17 protein-coding genes are annotated in these 17,035 nt (G+C 41.4%); 4 read left to right on the top strand and 13 right to left on the bottom strand.

Annotated elements, in window-relative coordinates; all coding sequences use genetic code 11:
- Positions 1–87 precede the first annotated feature (87 nt).
- The 3 genes from gatC to AB0756_RS15500 all read right to left on the bottom strand — a co-directional run bounded on the left by gatC (position 88) and on the right by AB0756_RS15500 (position 1,735).
- Positions 88–381 (bottom strand): Asp-tRNA(Asn)/Glu-tRNA(Gln) amidotransferase subunit GatC, encoded by a 294-nt coding sequence (gatC, locus tag AB0756_RS15510; RefSeq protein ID WP_038077107.1) that lies wholly within the window; start codon positions 379–381, stop codon positions 88–90.
- A 32-nt stretch (positions 382–413) separates the two neighbouring features.
- Positions 414–935 carry a photosystem I assembly protein Ycf3 gene (locus AB0756_RS15505; protein ID WP_038077104.1) on the bottom strand — a complete coding sequence of 174 codons (522 nt, stop codon included), beginning with the start codon at positions 933–935 and terminating at the stop codon, positions 414–416.
- Positions 936–1,057: 122 nt separating this feature from the next.
- Positions 1,058–1,735 carry an SOS response-associated peptidase gene (locus AB0756_RS15500; RefSeq protein WP_038077101.1) on the bottom strand — a complete coding sequence of 226 codons (678 nt, stop codon included), beginning with the start codon at positions 1,733–1,735 and terminating at the stop codon, positions 1,058–1,060.
- A gap of 205 nt (positions 1,736–1,940) precedes the next feature.
- On the opposite strand from AB0756_RS15500, the gene AB0756_RS15495 reads away from it, so the two are divergent.
- Positions 1,941–2,579 carry a glutathione S-transferase family protein gene (locus AB0756_RS15495; protein WP_038077097.1) on the top strand — a complete coding sequence of 213 codons (639 nt, stop codon included), beginning with the start codon at positions 1,941–1,943 and terminating at the stop codon, positions 2,577–2,579.
- Positions 2,580–2,729: 150 nt separating this feature from the next.
- Here the strand turns inward: AB0756_RS15495 and AB0756_RS15490 are convergent, their stop codons facing one another.
- The 4 genes from AB0756_RS15490 to AB0756_RS15475 all read right to left on the bottom strand — a co-directional run bounded on the left by AB0756_RS15490 (position 2,730) and on the right by AB0756_RS15475 (position 4,982).
- Positions 2,730–2,957, bottom strand: a complete 228-nt coding sequence (locus AB0756_RS15490) for a DUF167 domain-containing protein (protein ID WP_038077094.1) — start codon at positions 2,955–2,957, stop codon at positions 2,730–2,732.
- Between the two features lie 133 nt (positions 2,958–3,090).
- On the bottom strand, positions 3,091–3,507 hold the full coding sequence (locus tag AB0756_RS15485) for a ribosomal maturation YjgA family protein (RefSeq protein ID WP_202048750.1): 417 nt from the start codon (positions 3,505–3,507) through the stop codon (positions 3,091–3,093).
- Between the two features lie 84 nt (positions 3,508–3,591).
- Entirely contained in the window at positions 3,592–4,137 is a 546-nt protein-coding gene (locus AB0756_RS15480) for a DUF2231 domain-containing protein (protein ID WP_038077090.1), read from the bottom strand.
- A gap of 104 nt (positions 4,138–4,241) precedes the next feature.
- Positions 4,242–4,982 (bottom strand): LmeA family phospholipid-binding protein, encoded by a 741-nt coding sequence (locus tag AB0756_RS15475; RefSeq protein ID WP_038077088.1) that lies wholly within the window; start codon positions 4,980–4,982, stop codon positions 4,242–4,244.
- Between the two features lie 259 nt (positions 4,983–5,241).
- On the opposite strand from AB0756_RS15475, the gene AB0756_RS15470 reads away from it, so the two are divergent.
- From AB0756_RS15470 to AB0756_RS15460, 3 genes are all read left to right on the top strand, one after another.
- On the top strand, positions 5,242–6,291 hold the full coding sequence (locus AB0756_RS15470) for a hemerythrin domain-containing protein (RefSeq protein ID WP_038077204.1): 1,050 nt from the start codon (positions 5,242–5,244) through the stop codon (positions 6,289–6,291).
- A gap of 175 nt (positions 6,292–6,466) precedes the next feature.
- Positions 6,467–8,629 carry a PAS domain-containing hybrid sensor histidine kinase/response regulator gene (locus AB0756_RS15465; RefSeq protein ID WP_082051778.1) on the top strand — a complete coding sequence of 721 codons (2,163 nt, stop codon included), beginning with the start codon at positions 6,467–6,469 and terminating at the stop codon, positions 8,627–8,629.
- Positions 8,630–8,634: 5 nt separating this feature from the next.
- A complete protein-coding gene (locus tag AB0756_RS15460; RefSeq protein WP_038077085.1) occupies positions 8,635–9,942 on the top strand; it encodes a hybrid sensor histidine kinase/response regulator in 1,308 nt (435 codons plus the stop codon).
- A gap of 166 nt (positions 9,943–10,108) precedes the next feature.
- Here the strand turns inward: AB0756_RS15460 and AB0756_RS15455 are convergent, their stop codons facing one another.
- The 6 genes from AB0756_RS15455 to AB0756_RS15430 all read right to left on the bottom strand — a co-directional run bounded on the left by AB0756_RS15455 (position 10,109) and on the right by AB0756_RS15430 (position 16,806).
- Positions 10,109–10,390 carry a type II toxin-antitoxin system RelE/ParE family toxin gene (locus AB0756_RS15455; RefSeq protein ID WP_038077198.1) on the bottom strand — a complete coding sequence of 94 codons (282 nt, stop codon included), beginning with the start codon at positions 10,388–10,390 and terminating at the stop codon, positions 10,109–10,111.
- Positions 10,371–10,598 (bottom strand): hypothetical protein, encoded by a 228-nt coding sequence (locus AB0756_RS15450; RefSeq protein ID WP_038077082.1) that lies wholly within the window; start codon positions 10,596–10,598, stop codon positions 10,371–10,373. Before AB0756_RS15450 ends, AB0756_RS15455 begins: the two co-directional genes overlap by 20 nt.
- Before the next feature lie 488 nt (positions 10,599–11,086).
- Positions 11,087–12,268, bottom strand: a complete 1,182-nt coding sequence (locus AB0756_RS15445; protein WP_038077080.1) for a M20 family metallopeptidase — start codon at positions 12,266–12,268, stop codon at positions 11,087–11,089.
- A 179-nt stretch (positions 12,269–12,447) separates the two neighbouring features.
- Positions 12,448–13,011: a pentapeptide repeat-containing protein gene (locus AB0756_RS15440; RefSeq protein ID WP_038077077.1), complete on the bottom strand. Its 564-nt coding sequence runs from the start codon at positions 13,009–13,011 to the stop codon at positions 12,448–12,450.
- A gap of 333 nt (positions 13,012–13,344) precedes the next feature.
- Complete coding sequence (locus tag AB0756_RS15435; protein ID WP_038077074.1) at positions 13,345–15,102, bottom strand: serine/threonine protein kinase; 1,758 nt, start codon at positions 15,100–15,102, stop codon at positions 13,345–13,347.
- Positions 15,103–15,216: 114 nt separating this feature from the next.
- Positions 15,217–16,806 (bottom strand): peptide ligase PGM1-related protein, encoded by a 1,590-nt coding sequence (locus AB0756_RS15430; RefSeq protein WP_038077069.1) that lies wholly within the window; start codon positions 16,804–16,806, stop codon positions 15,217–15,219.
- Positions 16,807–17,035: the final 229 nt, after the last annotated feature.

The following is a 17,035-nucleotide window of genomic DNA, read 5'->3' as shown; positions in this document are numbered from 1 at the left end:
AGTAACTAAATTTACCTCTGAGGGTAGAACCTAATAATTATTGACACCATTAAAGGTTAATACTATCTACCACTAACCACTAACCACTTACTCTTCAGGATTGAGTATTTTGGGAACCTTGAAAAACTCACCTTCTTGCTCGGGTGCGCTCTGAAGAATGGCTTCGCGATCGCTGTAGGGTTGCAGCCGATCGGGTCGTGTTACATTACTGACATCAATAGCCCGTGTTGTGGGTGGTACATCAGTCACATCTAATGCATTCAGTTGCTGCACGTAGTCAAGAATATCTCCGAGCTGTGTGGTGAATTTCTCTTCCTCTTCTGGTGTTAACTCTAACCGAGCTAAAAGAGCGACTTTGCGGACTTGTTCGCGGTCAATCATGATTTATCTGGTCACTGGTCACTGGTCACTGACTAAAAGAATACGTCAATTTGAGAGCGTCCGGTTGTCTTCAGCCAGTTTTGGGCTTCAATGTAGTTATTGGGAGCTAAGCGGATTGCTCTAATCCAATAATCTGCAGCTTGGTCAAACAGCGATTCTCCAAGGTCTTCGTTTCCTGCTTCTTTTGCCTTTTCTCCTTGATAGTGGTAAATAACGGCAATGTTATTTAAGGCTTGGGGTAGGCGGGGATTGCATTCTAAAGCTTGATGATACAATTCCAATGCTTTGTCGTGCTCGCCATTGCTGGCGTGAATTAATCCCATGTTGTAGAGAATGTAGCTGCGATCGTTGGTATCTTCTTCCAATTCGAGAGCTTCTTGATAGTTTTCTAGAGCTTCAGCGTATTCTCCTTCTGACTGCGCCGACATTCCATCTCGGTAGTAAACAAAGGCTTCTTTAGCTCTCTTATTAGCTGGCAGAATCTTAAGGATTAGATCTGCCATAACTGTAAAGGTTTTGTCAATGAAATTGTCGTTCTTCTGAGTTCTTGGCATATTGAGTTTGTTATGATGTCGGTGCCAATATAATTGCGGTTTGCAAGGTGCCTGGTAGGCAGTTGAGTACTCAGTACTCACCACTAACCAACTGCTCAATAGCTAATCTAACTGATTTGCAGCTACATTTTCGCGCTTAATGCTTGAATACAATCTGGGCTATCGTGCTTGGGATTGTTTACTGCAGTGCTTACAGGATAGGCAGTCATTGCTTCAGATGGGTAGGGTTGCATTAGTTGTTGTACCATCTCTGGCGTTTGCACCTGCGGAGCCAACCACAAATCGTAATCTTTCCGAGCGAGAATCACTGGCATGCGATCGTGTACTGGTTCGAGTAATTCGTTTGCCTTTGTTGTCAAAATTGTACAGGATGATACGGTTTGGTCTGCGGGCGATTGCCATTCCTCCCACAATCCTGCAAACCCAAAAGCTTCCCCATTTTGTAGGCGAAAATAGAACGGCTGTTTTTTCCCGTCACGTTGCTGCCATTCGTAAAAACCGTCTGCCACTATTAAACAACGTCGCCGTTTAAACGCCGAACGGAAAGCAGGTTTCTCTGCTACTGTTTCTGCTCTTGCATTAATCAGTTTTGCTCCCATTCCTGGCTCTTTTGCCCATGAAGGAATCAAACCCCATCGTAACTGCTGTAATTTACGCTTTTCACTGGTTTGGTCGTACAAGACTGCCCATACCATTTGCGTAGGTGCAATGTTATATTTCGGCTCCAAGTCAGAAATTTCCACATGGAAGCTTTGTGCTAAAGCTGTTGCTGACTGGCTCAAAGTAAATCTTCCACACATACTTTTTCCTTAACTAATGATTAATATTAAACATCTAAAGTCCGGCATTAAATATTACTTTTATTTTTTATTTTTGAGAGAATTCTTTTTTCTACTAAAATGTTTTCTTGTCTATATATTTTATCATATTTATTTGTCTTTTCCGAAGATATGCTGTATTTTTACAACATGACCTGTCAACCAATTCATCCCAATTTTTTTTGGCATGGAAACCCTGCGTTTGTATGATTTTTTACCCTCAGGCAATGGCTACAAGATACGTCTTTTATTGACACAAATTGGCATCCCATTTGAGAGGGTAGAGGTTAATATTACCAATGGTGAAACCCGAACAGCAGAATTTTTAAGTAAAAATCCAAACGGTAAAATTCCTGTTTTGGAAATTCAACCAGGGAAATACTTAACAGAATCAAATGCCATTCTGGTGTATCTTAGTGAAGGAACGGAGTTCTTACCCTACGATCCCTATTCACGAGCAAAAGTACTACAGTGGTTGTTTTTTGAGCAGTACAGCCACGAACCTTACATTGCTACACCAAGATTTTGGATTTCCATACTAGGTAAAGCTGAAGAGTACACTACAGCTATAGAGCAAAAACGCGAACAAGGTTACGCAGCTCTTAAAGTCATGGAAAACCATTTATCAAATCACCATTTTTTTGTAGGAGACCGATACACAATTGCTGATATTGGTTTATTTGCTTACACTCATGTAGCTGAGGAAGGAGGATTTAACCTATCGCCCTTTCCTAAAATACAAGCTTGGATAGAACGAGTGAAAGCACAACCAGGACATATCAGTATCACGGAAGAAATTAAAACATTTCAAACTGTCGAGTTGTGAGTTATTACTCAATACACACAAGATACATTACCTACGCAGAGACACGCAGATAGAACAAGCTATTCCCGCATTCATCTGCGTTCATCTGTTGCTCCAAGCTCCTATTTTTTTAATATGAAGAGCAAAGGGTGAGTGCTTCGCGATCGCCGCTCACTGATGAGTATCAATTTCAACTAACTTTTGCCGTGACGATAAACCCAACTTAATCCTAATACAGGATTTTGGCACGTCAAATTTTGCTGCGAGCAATCGAATTAACTCTTCATTCGCCTTACCATCTACAGGTGGAGATTTTAGATGCACTGTAAGACTTCCATCAGCTTCTTCTTCTATTTTGGCAACTTTTGAATTGGGTTTAACTTTGACTTTTTTTTGCATCATGTTATAAAGACAGCTATGGACGCCTACGAATGAAGATGTTGGGGTAAATAGCCACGTCCATTATAAGTCGTATAAAACCGCCCCGCTGTCTTGATAGCTAGTGGGGTGCTTCTGCCTTATAAATCAAGTATCAAACATTACCTTTTACCTTGCTGCCTTTATATGGTAATTTTTGCAACCACAACCACCCCAAAACACAGCCCAACAAGTAATGGGGAAAATCCCACCAAGTAAAAGTCGTACCAAGCAACCACTGACCTATCAAGGTAGCGCGGAATTGCTCTAATAGAGGTGGATGCCATAATTGTAAAAATTCCAGCATACAAGTGATAAGAAAAACCCATAAGGGAATTTGCCAGATAGCTGCTTGACCTTTAAAAAATATAAATGCAAATAAGCACCAAAAAATTTCGTAAAAAACAGCAGATCCATAATTGTTTAACCATCCATCGCCAGGACCGACATAATACTTAAAGAAAAAACCCATCGCGGTAACGATGAGCAAAGATAAGAGGATGTGAAAGTTTGGTGTTTGTCTGGACAGCATTGTTTTAGAATTGGGGCTGGGGAAAAGAAGTTAAACTACATTTATACACCATTCTCCAGCCAAGAAACCCGTAAAGAGATCGCCCTACGGGTAATTTGGGTTACCATTGCCAATGACTGAAATTTTATGGCGATAAATTAATTCGCCACCATACCAACCAGAGACACCAAGAAGAGTAGCAACAAGAACTGAAATAACAAGTCCCCAAGGCAATACAGCCGATATAGGGTTATTCCAACGGACTGCAAGATTAATAACAGTCAGTAAAAGAGCTGCAATATTGAGAAACATATGCGCCCAACCTGCAGTACGCTTGCGGACTCTAGGTATTCTGAGAAAATCCAAAATACCAGTCAAAGCTGCTACAAGACCCCCTACTAATCCACCAACAATTAACCAAAAAGAAGCTTTTGCCCAAAAAACATCTCCAGTGAACCAGAAGACTGCATCAGTTAACAGTGCTCCTACAAGGAAAGCGATCGGGAATTGAACGAGAATTGGGTGAATGGGGTGTCCTACCACTGAAACCGTACTCGGGATACCAGTGTCTCTAAATTCTCTGTTATCACTTTCTAGAAAAGCAGGAATATTTGGATAGGGTGTTGTGTTTCTTTCTTGAGTTTCCGTCATTTCTCTTCCTTGACTATTGTATAAAATGAACTGGGGTTTGGGGAATAGAAACAAATCTCCCACAAGAAGGCAAGTTTGTTTCTAGTTCCAGGCTTCTTTATCGACTAGCCTGTAGGAATTTGCTCCACAAAAGCTTCTGCTTGGATAATGAGTTTGCCTTGTTCAGCTTCTAGTTGTTTAATTCGGAGGGTCATTCCTTCTAAATCGAAATTACTCAAATTTAAAATTTTACTAGTTGCATTTACCAAAGCTTTTGTGAGTTCGGGAGATACTTCTTGAGTCTCGGCATATTCCACATTTTCCAAACTCACTGTTTGCCCGTTTCCGCTAACTTTAGGTACTGCGGAAAAGGCTACTTTGTGATTTTCATTAGTTTCTTTTAAAATCACGTTAGCGCTTAACGTAACTTTGTTATTACCGGGTAACCGAAAATCAACTTGTTGAGTAACAATTGTTCTAGATTGCCCGTTGATATGAATTTTTTGCTCTTGCAATTGAGAGCGAACATAGTCAGAGTTAAAGGCACGGTTAATATCTTCTTGAGTTAAAACAACCCTGGCAGTTCCTTTTGCTGGTTTGGTAAGTTCTATCTTTCCAAAAGCAGCACTTAGGGGATTGATAGCTACGCTACCCGTATGCATTTCCATTTCCTGCATGCGAAGGTCTTTTTGCATAACCAAACCTTCGCCTTCAATAGTCACTGAATCCACTTCACCCTGAATGAGTTTGAAGGGATCGGTTTGAATATTTACATCCAAATTTTCTACTTCATCTAATTGGCTGGATAGACCTATTTCTGCGGCTTTGTTTAGTGCATGCTCGCCAAGTCCCGGATTATCGGGCATTGTGTTTTTATCTCCTATTTGATCTTCCTTGCGCCAATCTAGAAAATTGGCGCAGACAATTAATCTATCTTGTGGGGTAATCGAAAGAACTCTCTTATCTATCAAATAGCTGAGATTTCCTTTAATTGAGGTGAATTTTCTTTTTTCTACCCGAAGTTTTGTGAGCTATCGGTCAAAAGAAAGATGGAATGTAATTGATAATTGTGCAACTTTTGAAATTGAAATCACTACAAAAAATTTTCCAGAGGGGAACCAGAAAATGGTTGCAACTTTAGATGATACCAAGCGTTCTGCCCTTGCTATTAAACTGGCAGATATGAAGGCAATTCAAAAGCTGATCGTTGAAAACGAGCAAAAGTTGCTCAGCCAAATTAGCGATTCCGAAGTTGCCGATCGCTTCCGGAAGATGCTTGATGATGATAACAAGAACATAGGCGTTCTGGAAACTGTAATCGGTCAGTATGGCATTCAAGCCGAACCAGAAAACACAGTTACACAAATGATTGACAAGGTTCGTCAATTGCAGCAAGGATCTGAATTGAGCTTGTATGAAAAAGTGTTCCAGCACGAATTGCTGAAGCACCAGCAAGTGATGACTGGTTTGACCATTCACAAAGCAGCACAAAAAGTTGGTGCTGACGTATTGTTGGCTATTGGACCTTTAAACACTGTTAACTTTGAGAACCGCGCTCATCAAGAGCAACTCAAGGGTGTTCTAGAGATTCTGGGTGTTCGCGAACTCACCGGTCAAGACGCCGATCAAGGTATCTGGGGACGCGTTCAAGACGCTATGGCTGCATTAAGCGGTGTATTTGGTAGCGCAGTTACCCAAACCTCTGATAAGAACGATTTGAACGTTCAGGATGTTATCCGTCTGGATCACAACAAGGTTAACACCCTGTTCACCGAACTTTTAGCTAGCAACAATCCTCAAAAGATCCAAGAGTACTTCGGTCAGATCTTCAAGGATCTCACTGCTCACGCTGAAGCTGAAGAGCAAGTTGTCTATCCTGCAGTGCGTCCCTTCTACGGTCAGAACGACACTCAAGAACTGTACGACGAGCAAGCTGAAATGAAGCGGTTGTTAAAAGAAATTCAATCTATCAACCCTTCTAACATGGAGCAGTTCAAAGATAGAATTAAAAACTTGATGGATATTGTTGGCGACCACATTCGTCAAGAAGAAAGCACAATGTTTGCTGCTATCCGCAACAACTTAAGCTCCGATCAAAGCGAGCAATTGGCAACTCAATTCAAAGCAGCTAAGGTTGAAATTCAGAAGAAGCTTGGCGTAGTTGGCGCTAGATAGTCTAGAGATTTAGAGACGCAAAGCTTCGCGTCTCTAGATCGGTTTCAGGTGAAAGATGATAACTCCCACACCAAGTGTTGGGAGTTTTTGTTTGTTGATGAGATCTGTTATTTTTCTATGCTTTTAGGGAATACTTAATTTAAGATACTCAACGCTGGAAAGCCCTACATAACAAATGTCAGTCACGCCTTTATATGAACGTGCAACCTACTTACCGCAAGCAATTGAATATGCTCCTGTTGGGATAGTGCTGTTCGATCGCGAAATGCGCTATTTAATGGTGAATTCAAAATGGCTCGAGGACTATAACTTGACCGATGACATTATCGGGCGCTCTCACTACGAGATCTTTCCGGATCAGCCTGAAGAATGGAAGCAAATTCACCAACAATGTTTGACAGGTGCGATCGCACAAAGTGATGAAGACGCCTATCTAAGACAAGATGGATCGCTTCTGTGGATGCGCTGGTCACTTCGCCCTTGGTACACCACGAGTGGTGAAATTGGCGGCTCGATCATGTACAACGAAAACATGACTCAGCGCAAACAAGCAGAGATAGCGCTTCAACATAGCGAAGAACGATTTCGCTTGTTGATTGAAGCAACATCTCAAATTATCTGGGATACTAACGGAAAGGGCGAGTTTGTCACAGAACAACCTCAATGGCATGCCTTTACCGGACAATCTTTTGATGAATTTCAAGGATGGGGCTGGTTGAATGCGATTCATCCTGAAGATAGAGCATATACTGCTGAAATGTGGTTAAATGCACTTGATAAGAAGATATATTACGAAATTGAGCATCGTTTGTGCCGTTATGATGGCGAGTATCGCTACATGAGTGTACGAGGTGTTCCCATATTGAACGCAGATGGAAGCCTTCGAGAATGGATTGGAATACATAGCGATATCACCGCTCGCAAAGAAGCTGAACTAGCGCTTGCTAAAGCGAAAGAAGCCGCAGAAGCAGCAAGTTATGCAAAAAGTGAATTTCTTGCTAACATGAGCCACGAGTTGCGAACTCCATTGAATGGCATACTGGGGTATGCTCAAATCCTGCAACGTTCAAAACACTTGACTGAAGAAGAGCGATCGCAAATTAATGTGATTTACCAGTGTGGTTCGCATTTGCTCACTCTAATCAATGATATTCTCGATTTATCAAAGATTGAAGCTCAAAAATTAGAACTTCTACCTACTGACTTCCACTTGCCTGCATTTCTGCAAGGTGTAGCGGAAATGTGCCGCATCCGCGCCGAACTCAAAGGCATTGAGTTTCACTACCACTTGACATCAGACCTACCAATTGGTATCCAAGCTGATGAAAAACGCTTGCGACAAGTGCTGATTAACCTTCTTAGCAATGCTATCAAATTTACCGATACAGGCAGCGTTATTTTCACGAGCGGCTATGTTTCAGAAAGCACAATTCGCTTTGAAGTTTGCGATACTGGTATCGGTATCGCCCAAGAACAACTCCAAGCCATTTTTCAGCCCTTTGAGCAGGTGGGAGACCGACAACGACAGACGGAAGGTACGGGGCTTGGATTGGCAATTAGCCAAAAAATCGTGGAATTAATGGGGAGTTCCATTCAAGTTCGGAGCGAGCTGGGTGTTGGCAGTATTTTTTGGTTTGATGTCAACTTACCTGTTGCTGATGAGTGGGCGAAAACATCCCAAACAGACGCTCGCGGACAGATTAATGGTATAAAATATTGCCAACCTAAAATTCTGATTGTTGATGACAAATGGGCAAATCGCTCTGTTATTGTCAATTTACTCAGTCCGATTGGTTTTGATGTCCTTGAAGCAAGTGATGGGGAAGAGGGCTGGCAAAAAGTGGAGGAATTTCAGCCAGATTTAGTCATCACCGATTTGCTGATGCCAAAACTGGAAGGGTTTGGTCTCATTGAGCGTATTCGCCAGTCTGAAGCATTTAAGGACATCATTATTATTGTGTCATCTGCAAGTGTCTTTGAAAGCGATCGCCAGCGCAGTTTAGAAGCAGGAGGAAATGATTTTCTTCCCAAGCCAGTAGAGGCTATTGAGTTGCTCGAGAAATTGAAACAACATCTCCATTTGGAGTGGATTTATGAAGAGCCAGAAACTGCAAGCAATCAAGAGCAAGATCGTGGGAGTCTAGTTGCTCCACCTACAGCACAAATGGAAATTTTGTACGAATTAGTGATGAAAGGCAACTTTAAGGGAATTATTAAACAAGCAGCCCTACTCGAACAAATGGATGAGAAATACATTCCCTTTGCGAAAAGACTGCATCAATTAGCAAAAGAGTTTAAAGACCAAGAAATTCTAGAACTCATTCAATTGTATAAGTAAGTGATATGAATCTTGCAGCCGAGCAAAATCCGACAGTTCTCATTGTTGATGACAACCCTGCTAATTTAAGTGTTTTATCCGATGCTCTCGACCAAGCGGGTTTAGAAGTTTGGGTTGCAAAATCCGGAAAAGTAGCTTTAGAACGAGTGAAATATGCTCTACCCAATTTAATTTTATTAGATGTGATGATGCCAGAAATGGATGGATTTGAAACTTGCCGTCAATTAAAAGCATCTCCACAAACCAAAGATATTCCTATCATTTTTATGACAGCACTTTCCGAGACTGCTAGTAAAGTTGAAGGTTTTCAAGTTGGTGCTGTAGACTATATCACGAAACCTTTTCAGCAAGAAGAAGTTTTATCTCGAGTTAAATTACACTTAAAACTACACGACTTAGCTGAAAAACTAGAACTAAAAAATGCTTTGTTAGAGCAAAAAGTGGCAGAAGTTACCCAAGCTTACGATGAATTGGAAAAAATGCAAATTAAACTGATTCAAAATGAGAAATTGAGCAGTTTAGGACAAATGATTGCGGGAATTTCTCATGAGATTAACAACCCCATGAATTTTATTTACGGTAATATTATTTATGCAGGTGAGTACACCCAAGATATACTCAATCTTCTGCATCTTTACCAAGAAGATTACCCACAGCCAACTTCTCGCATTCAAGCAATCATAGAAACAATCGATATCGATTTTGTTCAAAACGATCTCTTAAAGCTGTTTGATTCGATTGCGTCAGGCGCACAACGCATTCAATCGATTGTTAAATCAATGCGTAACTTCTCCCGGATAGATGAAGCCAATTTAAAAGCAGTGAATATCCATGAGGGACTTGACAGTGCGATCGCTCTTTTAAATTATCGCTTAAAGGCTACACACAAGCGTCCCAGTATTGAAGTTGTTAAAAAGTATGGAGAATTACCACTTGTTGAATGTTGGGCGGGACAACTCAATCAAGTCTTTATGAATATTCTTAACAATGCCATTGATGCATTAGAGGAGCACAACCAATATCGTTCATTTGAGGAGATCGAGCAGCAACCAAGCCGCATTGAAATTCACACAACGTTGAATGGAGATGATAAAGTAGCTATTCATATTACAGATAACGGTTTGGGAATCGATGAAGAAACAAAAGCAAAATTGTTCGATCCTTTCTTTACGACAAAATCTGTTGGAAGAAGTGGATTGGGATTATCTATCAGTCGTGAAATTGTTGTGAAAAAACACGCTGGCAATCTCTACTGTCAATCTACCTTAGGACAAGGTACAGAATTCATAGTACAGATTCCAATTAAACAGTAATTTTTCTTATTCAAGTAATTAGTGATAATAAACGGCTCCTAAAGCTGTAAGAGTAGCTTTCTGGGATGCGCTCAAGCCCAAGATAGCAGTGATATTCATATCTTCATAAGGACGAGGCGATCGCAGCATATGACCAATCTCAAAGCTTCAGCCTCTATCTAACTTTTTAATAAACTTCATCATGACTACCAATATCAATCAATAAAATCACCATTTCTAACAAATTGTCATCTTCAGAGAATTTAAAGATAATTCTACAATCGTAAGCAACAGAACAAGACCACAATCCCTCTAAATCTCCTATTAACTTATGAGACTTTAAAGATGGTGTAAATGGATCGTCTGCCAAAAGCCTTAATACCGTAACAATTTGATTCTTTAATTGGGGATTTTTCTTTGTAATCTTCCTAAAAGACCGCTTAAATCCATTACTCCAGACAACTTCCATCATCATCTCCTAGTAAATCAGCGATCAAATCATCAACGCTTCCCCTCTTGGCTGTCCCATCCTTAAAAGCCTGCATTACTTCCTGGGCGTTGGTCAAAATTTCAACCCGCCGTTTCTCAATTCGTTGTTGTCGAAGAAACTGAAATAAATACTCTCGTTCTTCTACGGGCAAACTTTCAATAGAATTAATAATTTCTTGTAAAGTCATTAAAAAAGCTCCCAATCAAGTAAACTCTGCCTTTGCTAATTCTATTTTAATCTCTAACTCTAAAACTTCAGCTTCTTATATCCTATTTTTGTAAAATATGGTAATAGATTACACTATTTAAGTGTAAATGATTTTGTCGCGATTGGGATCGCAGTTTTAAACAACACAAAACAACAGCACAAATCATTGTCATTGTTACAGTTTCTTGCAATACGATCGCACTCCAGAGCATTGCAAATAGGGGAATGAAATAAGCCACTGTTAAAGCTTTTGTCTAGCCAATATTTTGAATTAATCTGAAGTGTCTAATCGCAAGTCTCTATTGACAATCGCCCGAGCGATCGCAATAATCGATGTTGCTCCAGTTTAGTAAAATAAATCCCCAGGCTTCAAACTGGGGTCGCTTGACTTTATTAAGAATAAGCGTGGGAAAAACTAACGTAAATTCGCTAGTTTGGTAAGATTCAACTTCTAACACTGGTCAGCGATTAAACTTCTTGCCAGTATTTATATGCAGAATATGCCAAGGTAACGACTCCAGTAATAATGGCAGATTCATCAACATCAAAAAGGGGATGGTGCAATGGGTAATTTAGAATTCTATCTTTGAAGCCAACACCCAATCGAAACATGGAACCAGGAGCGTGTTCTAAATAGACAGAAAAATCTTCAGCACCAAGGGATGATTCGGGAAGTACTTGGACGCGATCGCTACCCCAAGCTTCTTCAGCAGCTGATTGCAGAAGTTGCGTCAAAAAGTAATCGTTTTGTACTCCCGGTACGCCTTGACGGTAATTTACTTGATATTTTGCGCCGTAAGAATGACAAACACTCTTTACGATTTTTTCAATCCACTCTGGAAGATTGGCGCGGGTTTCGGGATGCAGAGAACGCACGGTTCCCAGTAACTGTACTTTATCAGAAATGATATTTGGCGCTCTACCACCCTCAATCTTTCCAATCGTGACAACTACAGGACGTAAGGGATTTTGTGTCCGGCTGATGGCTTGTTGCAGGGAGGTTATCACTTGTGAAGCGATCCAAATAGCATCAACCGCCTCATGAGGTCGAGCACCATGTCCTGATTCCCCAATAATGATAATTTCTAAATCATCCGCTGCTGCAGTGAGTGCGCCATACCGGACACCAATAGAACCTGCAGGTATGGATGGAAAAACATGAACGCTCAGTATACCCGAAACATCTTTCATGGCTCCATCAGCTACCATCCAGTTAGCCCCTTGAGCAATTTCCTCAGCGGATTGAAATAAGAACCTGACTTTACCAGGTAATTCCTCAGCTATCTGAGACAGTACCATTGCGGTTCCCAAACCAACAGTTGTATGAACATCATGACCGCAGGCGTGCATGATACCCGGAGTGCGAGAAGCGTAATCTAAAGCAGTTTGTTCGCAAATTGGCAAAGCATCCATATCAGCACGTATTGCCAATAATCGCTCTGAATTGCCAGTTCCTCTGAGTTCTCCAACAACACCAGTTTTGCCAACGCCTTCTTTGACGGAAAGACCACTCGAAGATAAAACTCCAGCAACAAAGGCAGCTGTTTGTGACTCCTGAGCGCTCAGTTCTGGATGAGCATGGATGTGACGGCGAATTTCAATTAAACGAGGTGCGAGTGTGCTCGCTAAATCCTTGATGCGAGTAAGCATTTGTCAGCCAGTTTACACTTTTTCTTTATAATAGGATTGATGGCAGCAAACAATGTGTTCCTTAAGACAGTAACTAACTCTGATTTTAAAGCACTAATTATATCCCCGACTTCTTTGAAAGTCGGGAATACGAACAACTTCACACCCTATAGTTGGTATGGTAAACTACGATTCTGCAATTACTCAGTGTAGCAGGTTGTACCAGTAGCGCGTTCCAATTTAAAAGCGTTACAGTCTTTAGGGCTTTCGCGCTGTAATGACCATCCATAAGGTTTGTCAGAAGTGACATTACCTGTGGGCATAGTTGTTAAGCGGAAGTGTGCTCCTCTAAAATTCGTGAACTGTGTTTTCGCGTCTTTAAGATTAGCAGCTTCTAAATTAGCACTCATAAAACCCACGTAGCTGAGATTAGCATTTTCTAGAGAAGCTGATTTAAGATTCGCACCGATTAATGAAGCACCCGTAAGATTGGCAGAACTTAACACAGCACCTTGCAAATTAGCACCTGTTAAATCCGCATTTGCAAGATTGACTCCGGTTAAATTAGCACCTTGTAGGTTAGCGTCTCTCAAACTGGCTCTACTGAGATTGAATTGAGTGAGATCTGCATTAGTGAGATCGCAACGCGGACAGGTATTTGTTGCCTTTAACTGTTCCACATCTTGCGGATTTTGAGCCAAGGCTTGTGCTGCTAAGCCAAAACAAGTTAACAACGCAGTCGTAACAGCTATTTTTACGTTCATAGTTTCTTTCAAATAAATCCTTTGTTGAAGAATTTGGCGTACTGCTATACTTACATATAGAAGTTATTATGCATATGTTAAGAGTAAAGGAACAGTAAAGAAAACGTGAATATACCGTAAAATCTTGTGAACAGGCTACTCAAAAATAAGTCCGCAGAATAGAATGATGACATCAGCGAAATATACAGAAACTCTATAGCCTACGAATTATGATTCCCCCCAGCCTGGTATAAGAAATGGCTGGGGGGAAAATTTTTTGGGAATGTCGGATTTTGGATTCGGGTAATAGTTCTTCCCCCTTGTCTCCCTTATCTCCCTTGTCCCCCTCGTTCCTCACTTCCATCCCAAAAAGCGCAACCCAGGAACAATTAAGTAATGGCTGATTCCCAACCAGAAACTTAGCACAACACCCATAAAACTAAAAAAGATAACTGGTAGCAATATCTCCGTTAGACTGGGCGAGTTAAAGAAGTTAAAAATATTTGTGGGGAACCCTAACATCACTAAGAATGCGAAGACGATCGCAGTACCAAACGCAGCAATAAAAGCGTACACGATGTGATGGCTGCGAAGCCCCAAACCCAAACTCAGCAGGGAAACAGTGCCTAAAACTAATCCCACTAATCCCTCTGGTATGCTTTGAGGAGTCATCAGTTGTAGAATTAACCAACCAAAACCGTAGCTAATAACGCTCATAACCGACGCTACGACAAATCTTCGTCGCTGACCAAACCCACCGGCGATGGTTAATCCCCATGCAGTTCCCAATCCAGCACCTATAAATAAAAGAATCTCCGAGCCAAAAATTATTTGAGAAATTCCCGTTGCTTCAAATAACCGTTCGGATAAAAATTGGGCTAAGTAGTCGTCTAGAGTAATTTGAGATGCTAAGAGAAATCCTGCGATCGCACCCAAGCTAGCACCAACTCCAGTTAAAATCATTGTCCACAGTGTATCCAGACAGGCTAGTATAACCGAAACAATCGTTTTAACTAGAAAAAAAGTCGTTTTGCCTGCAGCTTGAGTAGAACGACTGAGGGCTTTTCCCAGAGAATCCTCAACTTGAGACAGCAAACTTCCTGCTTGACCCAAGCCTTGGTGAACAGATTTTCCAATTTGAGACAAAACACTAGGTTGGGGTAATTGGGAAATCTTTGACAGTCGCTTTTTCACAATTGCCGCATTTGCCGGACGCGATCGCACATCCTCCTGAATCATATCATCCAGCAAATCTGCAAGTTGCGGGCTAACATTAACTCCACTGCGCCAAAACAGTTCTCCCGTTGCTGGATTTGCCAATTCTGTAAGAGATTTACCTGTCAGCATCTCAATCATGGTTCGACCAAGGGCATAAAAATCTGCAGGTGCGCCAACAACACCCCCAGCAATTTGCTCTGGAGGACTGTAGCCTGTAGAATACAGTCTAGTAGAAGAAGACTGATTGCGAAATAGATTGTAACTTACCTGTTTGGCTCCACCAAAATCAATCAGCACCAATCGATCTGCCTTAGTTCCCCCTTTATTGTGGGAAGACCTCAGCATTAAATTAGAAGGCTTAATATCGCGATGAATAATCTTGCGGCTGTGCAACTCCTGTAAAATGTCCACAGCTTGAGCCAGCCAATTTAACACCAAATCCTGCGGACACCCATGAGAATGCTGCTGAAACAATTCCTCCAGCGTTTGACCGGAAATTTTTTCCATTACCAAACAATGGAGTCGGCTCGGTTTTGATTGCGGAGAAGTTGTCTGCAAAGTCTCGATATGGAAAAAACCATCAGCCTCAACTTTTGGCACACCGGGATGTCTCAACCGGGCTAAAACTGCTGCTTCTTGAGAGAACAATTCTAGCGCCTTTGGTGAAGATTCTATCAAAACCTTCAACACCTTTTCTGTTTGAGTTTTGCAGTCCCAAACAGTATAAATCTGGGCAAAGCCACCAGAGCCCAAAGGCTGTAAAGGAATATAGCGGTCTAACAGCTGTAGCGGTGCGCCACAGCTATTGCAGAACTTGTTTCCCCAAAGCTGGGGATAAGGGCGAGGACATTCAGGGTTAATGCAATGAATTGCATTTTGATTTAGGTGGGACACAAGCGCTTAAAGACACAGCCTGACACGATTGTACACAATTAGCGCTTGGTTGGTTGTTAGTGTTAATAGCTATTAGCCATTAGCCATTAGCCGTTAGCCATTAGCCATTAGCTATTACCAAAAAGCTATCTCTGGTAAATTCAGGAAACTATCCCAGTTCTGACGCCCACTTTCTTCGTCTAAGACTTTGGCAACTTTGTTATAAATGTCTTCCGCCTGTTGCGGTGAATCTCCAATACTTGTTAACCCTAATTTTCCAAACTGCGAAAGACATCCCATCAAATGAAAAACCGTTCCTGTTTCGGTTCCCGTGTCAAAATGCAATCTGTGATGGGCGACAATATCCATTAGATCGTTTGGCATTAGACCCTGATAGCGATCTTTCTGTAGGTTGTCTGTCGCAACGTAGTATTTGGGACGCCCTTGCTGACTGTAAAACAATCCAGTTGAAAGATCGTACCGTCCGTTGGTTAGCAATTTTAAAGTCATAAACGGATGGGTTGTACCGCCTTTCCGCAGGTTAATTTCGATCGCTTGCATATCCCATTTTCCATCACCTCGGTCAATGGCAATAAAATCTACCCCAAATCTTTCCAACGCTCCTTTTTCTGCCAAACTTTTACCAATTTTTAACCCTATCTGCTGCAATTGCAGTCTGTAAGCTTCATCTGCGGGAAACCGACAGCCTAAGTATATTTGTCCGTCCGAGCCTCCTAAAATTTGATCGTGGGTTGAAAGAATTTCTACGTCTCCACTGGGAGTAATGCGTCCCTGGACGCTGGGAGAACGCTTGATTTCACCTTCCACAAAAGCTTCTACTATGGCTCCCAATTCAGGGATTCTTCCTGAAAAATTCTCCCAGGTTTCATTTTTCGCTTGAAAGCGCAGGGTCTCAAAGCTTTTTCCTAAGGCTTCGACTCGTTGAGCATAGTTCGCATCGGGGGGCGCTAAATGTTGAATAGGTCTTAAATCTAAAAGCGCATTTCCTTCCCCTGAAAATCCTTCATTTAACTTAACGACCATCCGTTTTAATGTCGGTTGGCGTTCCCACAAATCGGCTGCAGCTTCTGCTAAATCTGTCGAATTCCAAACTCTCTGACTTCCATCGGGATGGGGAATTTCACATTCTGCAAAAATTTGCCGACTACCACTTTTTGTTCCCCAAATTTGTAAATCCGGTGCAGCTGCGTAAAGCGGTACACCTAATTTTAGTGACAGATCTGCTTCGATTTCTGTCGCGTTGTAGCATACCATAAATGCTTTATCATGTCTTAAAGCTTGACGTATTCTTTCTATCAAACGGGGGCGATCTAGAATTTTTTGAGTTAAAGGTTTGACAGAAGCATCGTAAGTGGAAAGTAATAGCAAGCGATTGCGAGCATGAGAAAAGGGAATTCCGGGCAATAATTGCAAATAATAGTCAATAACGCTTGGATGCAGTGGTAGGGATGTGACGTAGATTAACCGAGTGCGAGGATTCCGCAAACGAATTAGCGAGAATAACAATCTTTCTTCATAATGTTCGCAACCATCAATTTTTCTCAATTCTCGTTGATCGATGCTAATAGAAGGAACGATCAAAATATCTGCATCACTGCTATCAAATAACTCTACCGTTTGCCAGCGATCGCGTAAAGTTTGTTGAAGGTCTCGAAATCGATCGGGTTGTTCTAAATACGAAGAAATACGATTGATTGTTTGCATAGTAGTAATTTGACTTGGTTCCATCCAAGCATTGCTAATTCTGGTATATCCTACAGAACCAATAGATGCGGAGACTGTGTACACTTCTTCATTCTTACGCTTTTTCCTCTCATGATTTATACTATCTAAAGAAGCAAGATTTAACACTCATATCTCAGCCGAAATGAAGAGTAGCGATCGTGACAGAGATAGGAAAGTACCAATAACAACTAACAAATAATAACTGATA

The organism is Tolypothrix campylonemoides VB511288_2 (assembly GCF_045999855.1).
GTDB classification, from domain to species: Bacteria; Cyanobacteriota; Cyanobacteriia; order Cyanobacteriales; family Nostocaceae; genus Scytonema; species Scytonema bouteillei_A.
Note: the sequence above shows the minus strand (reverse complement) of the source record. Positions and strands in the feature narration are given on the sequence as shown.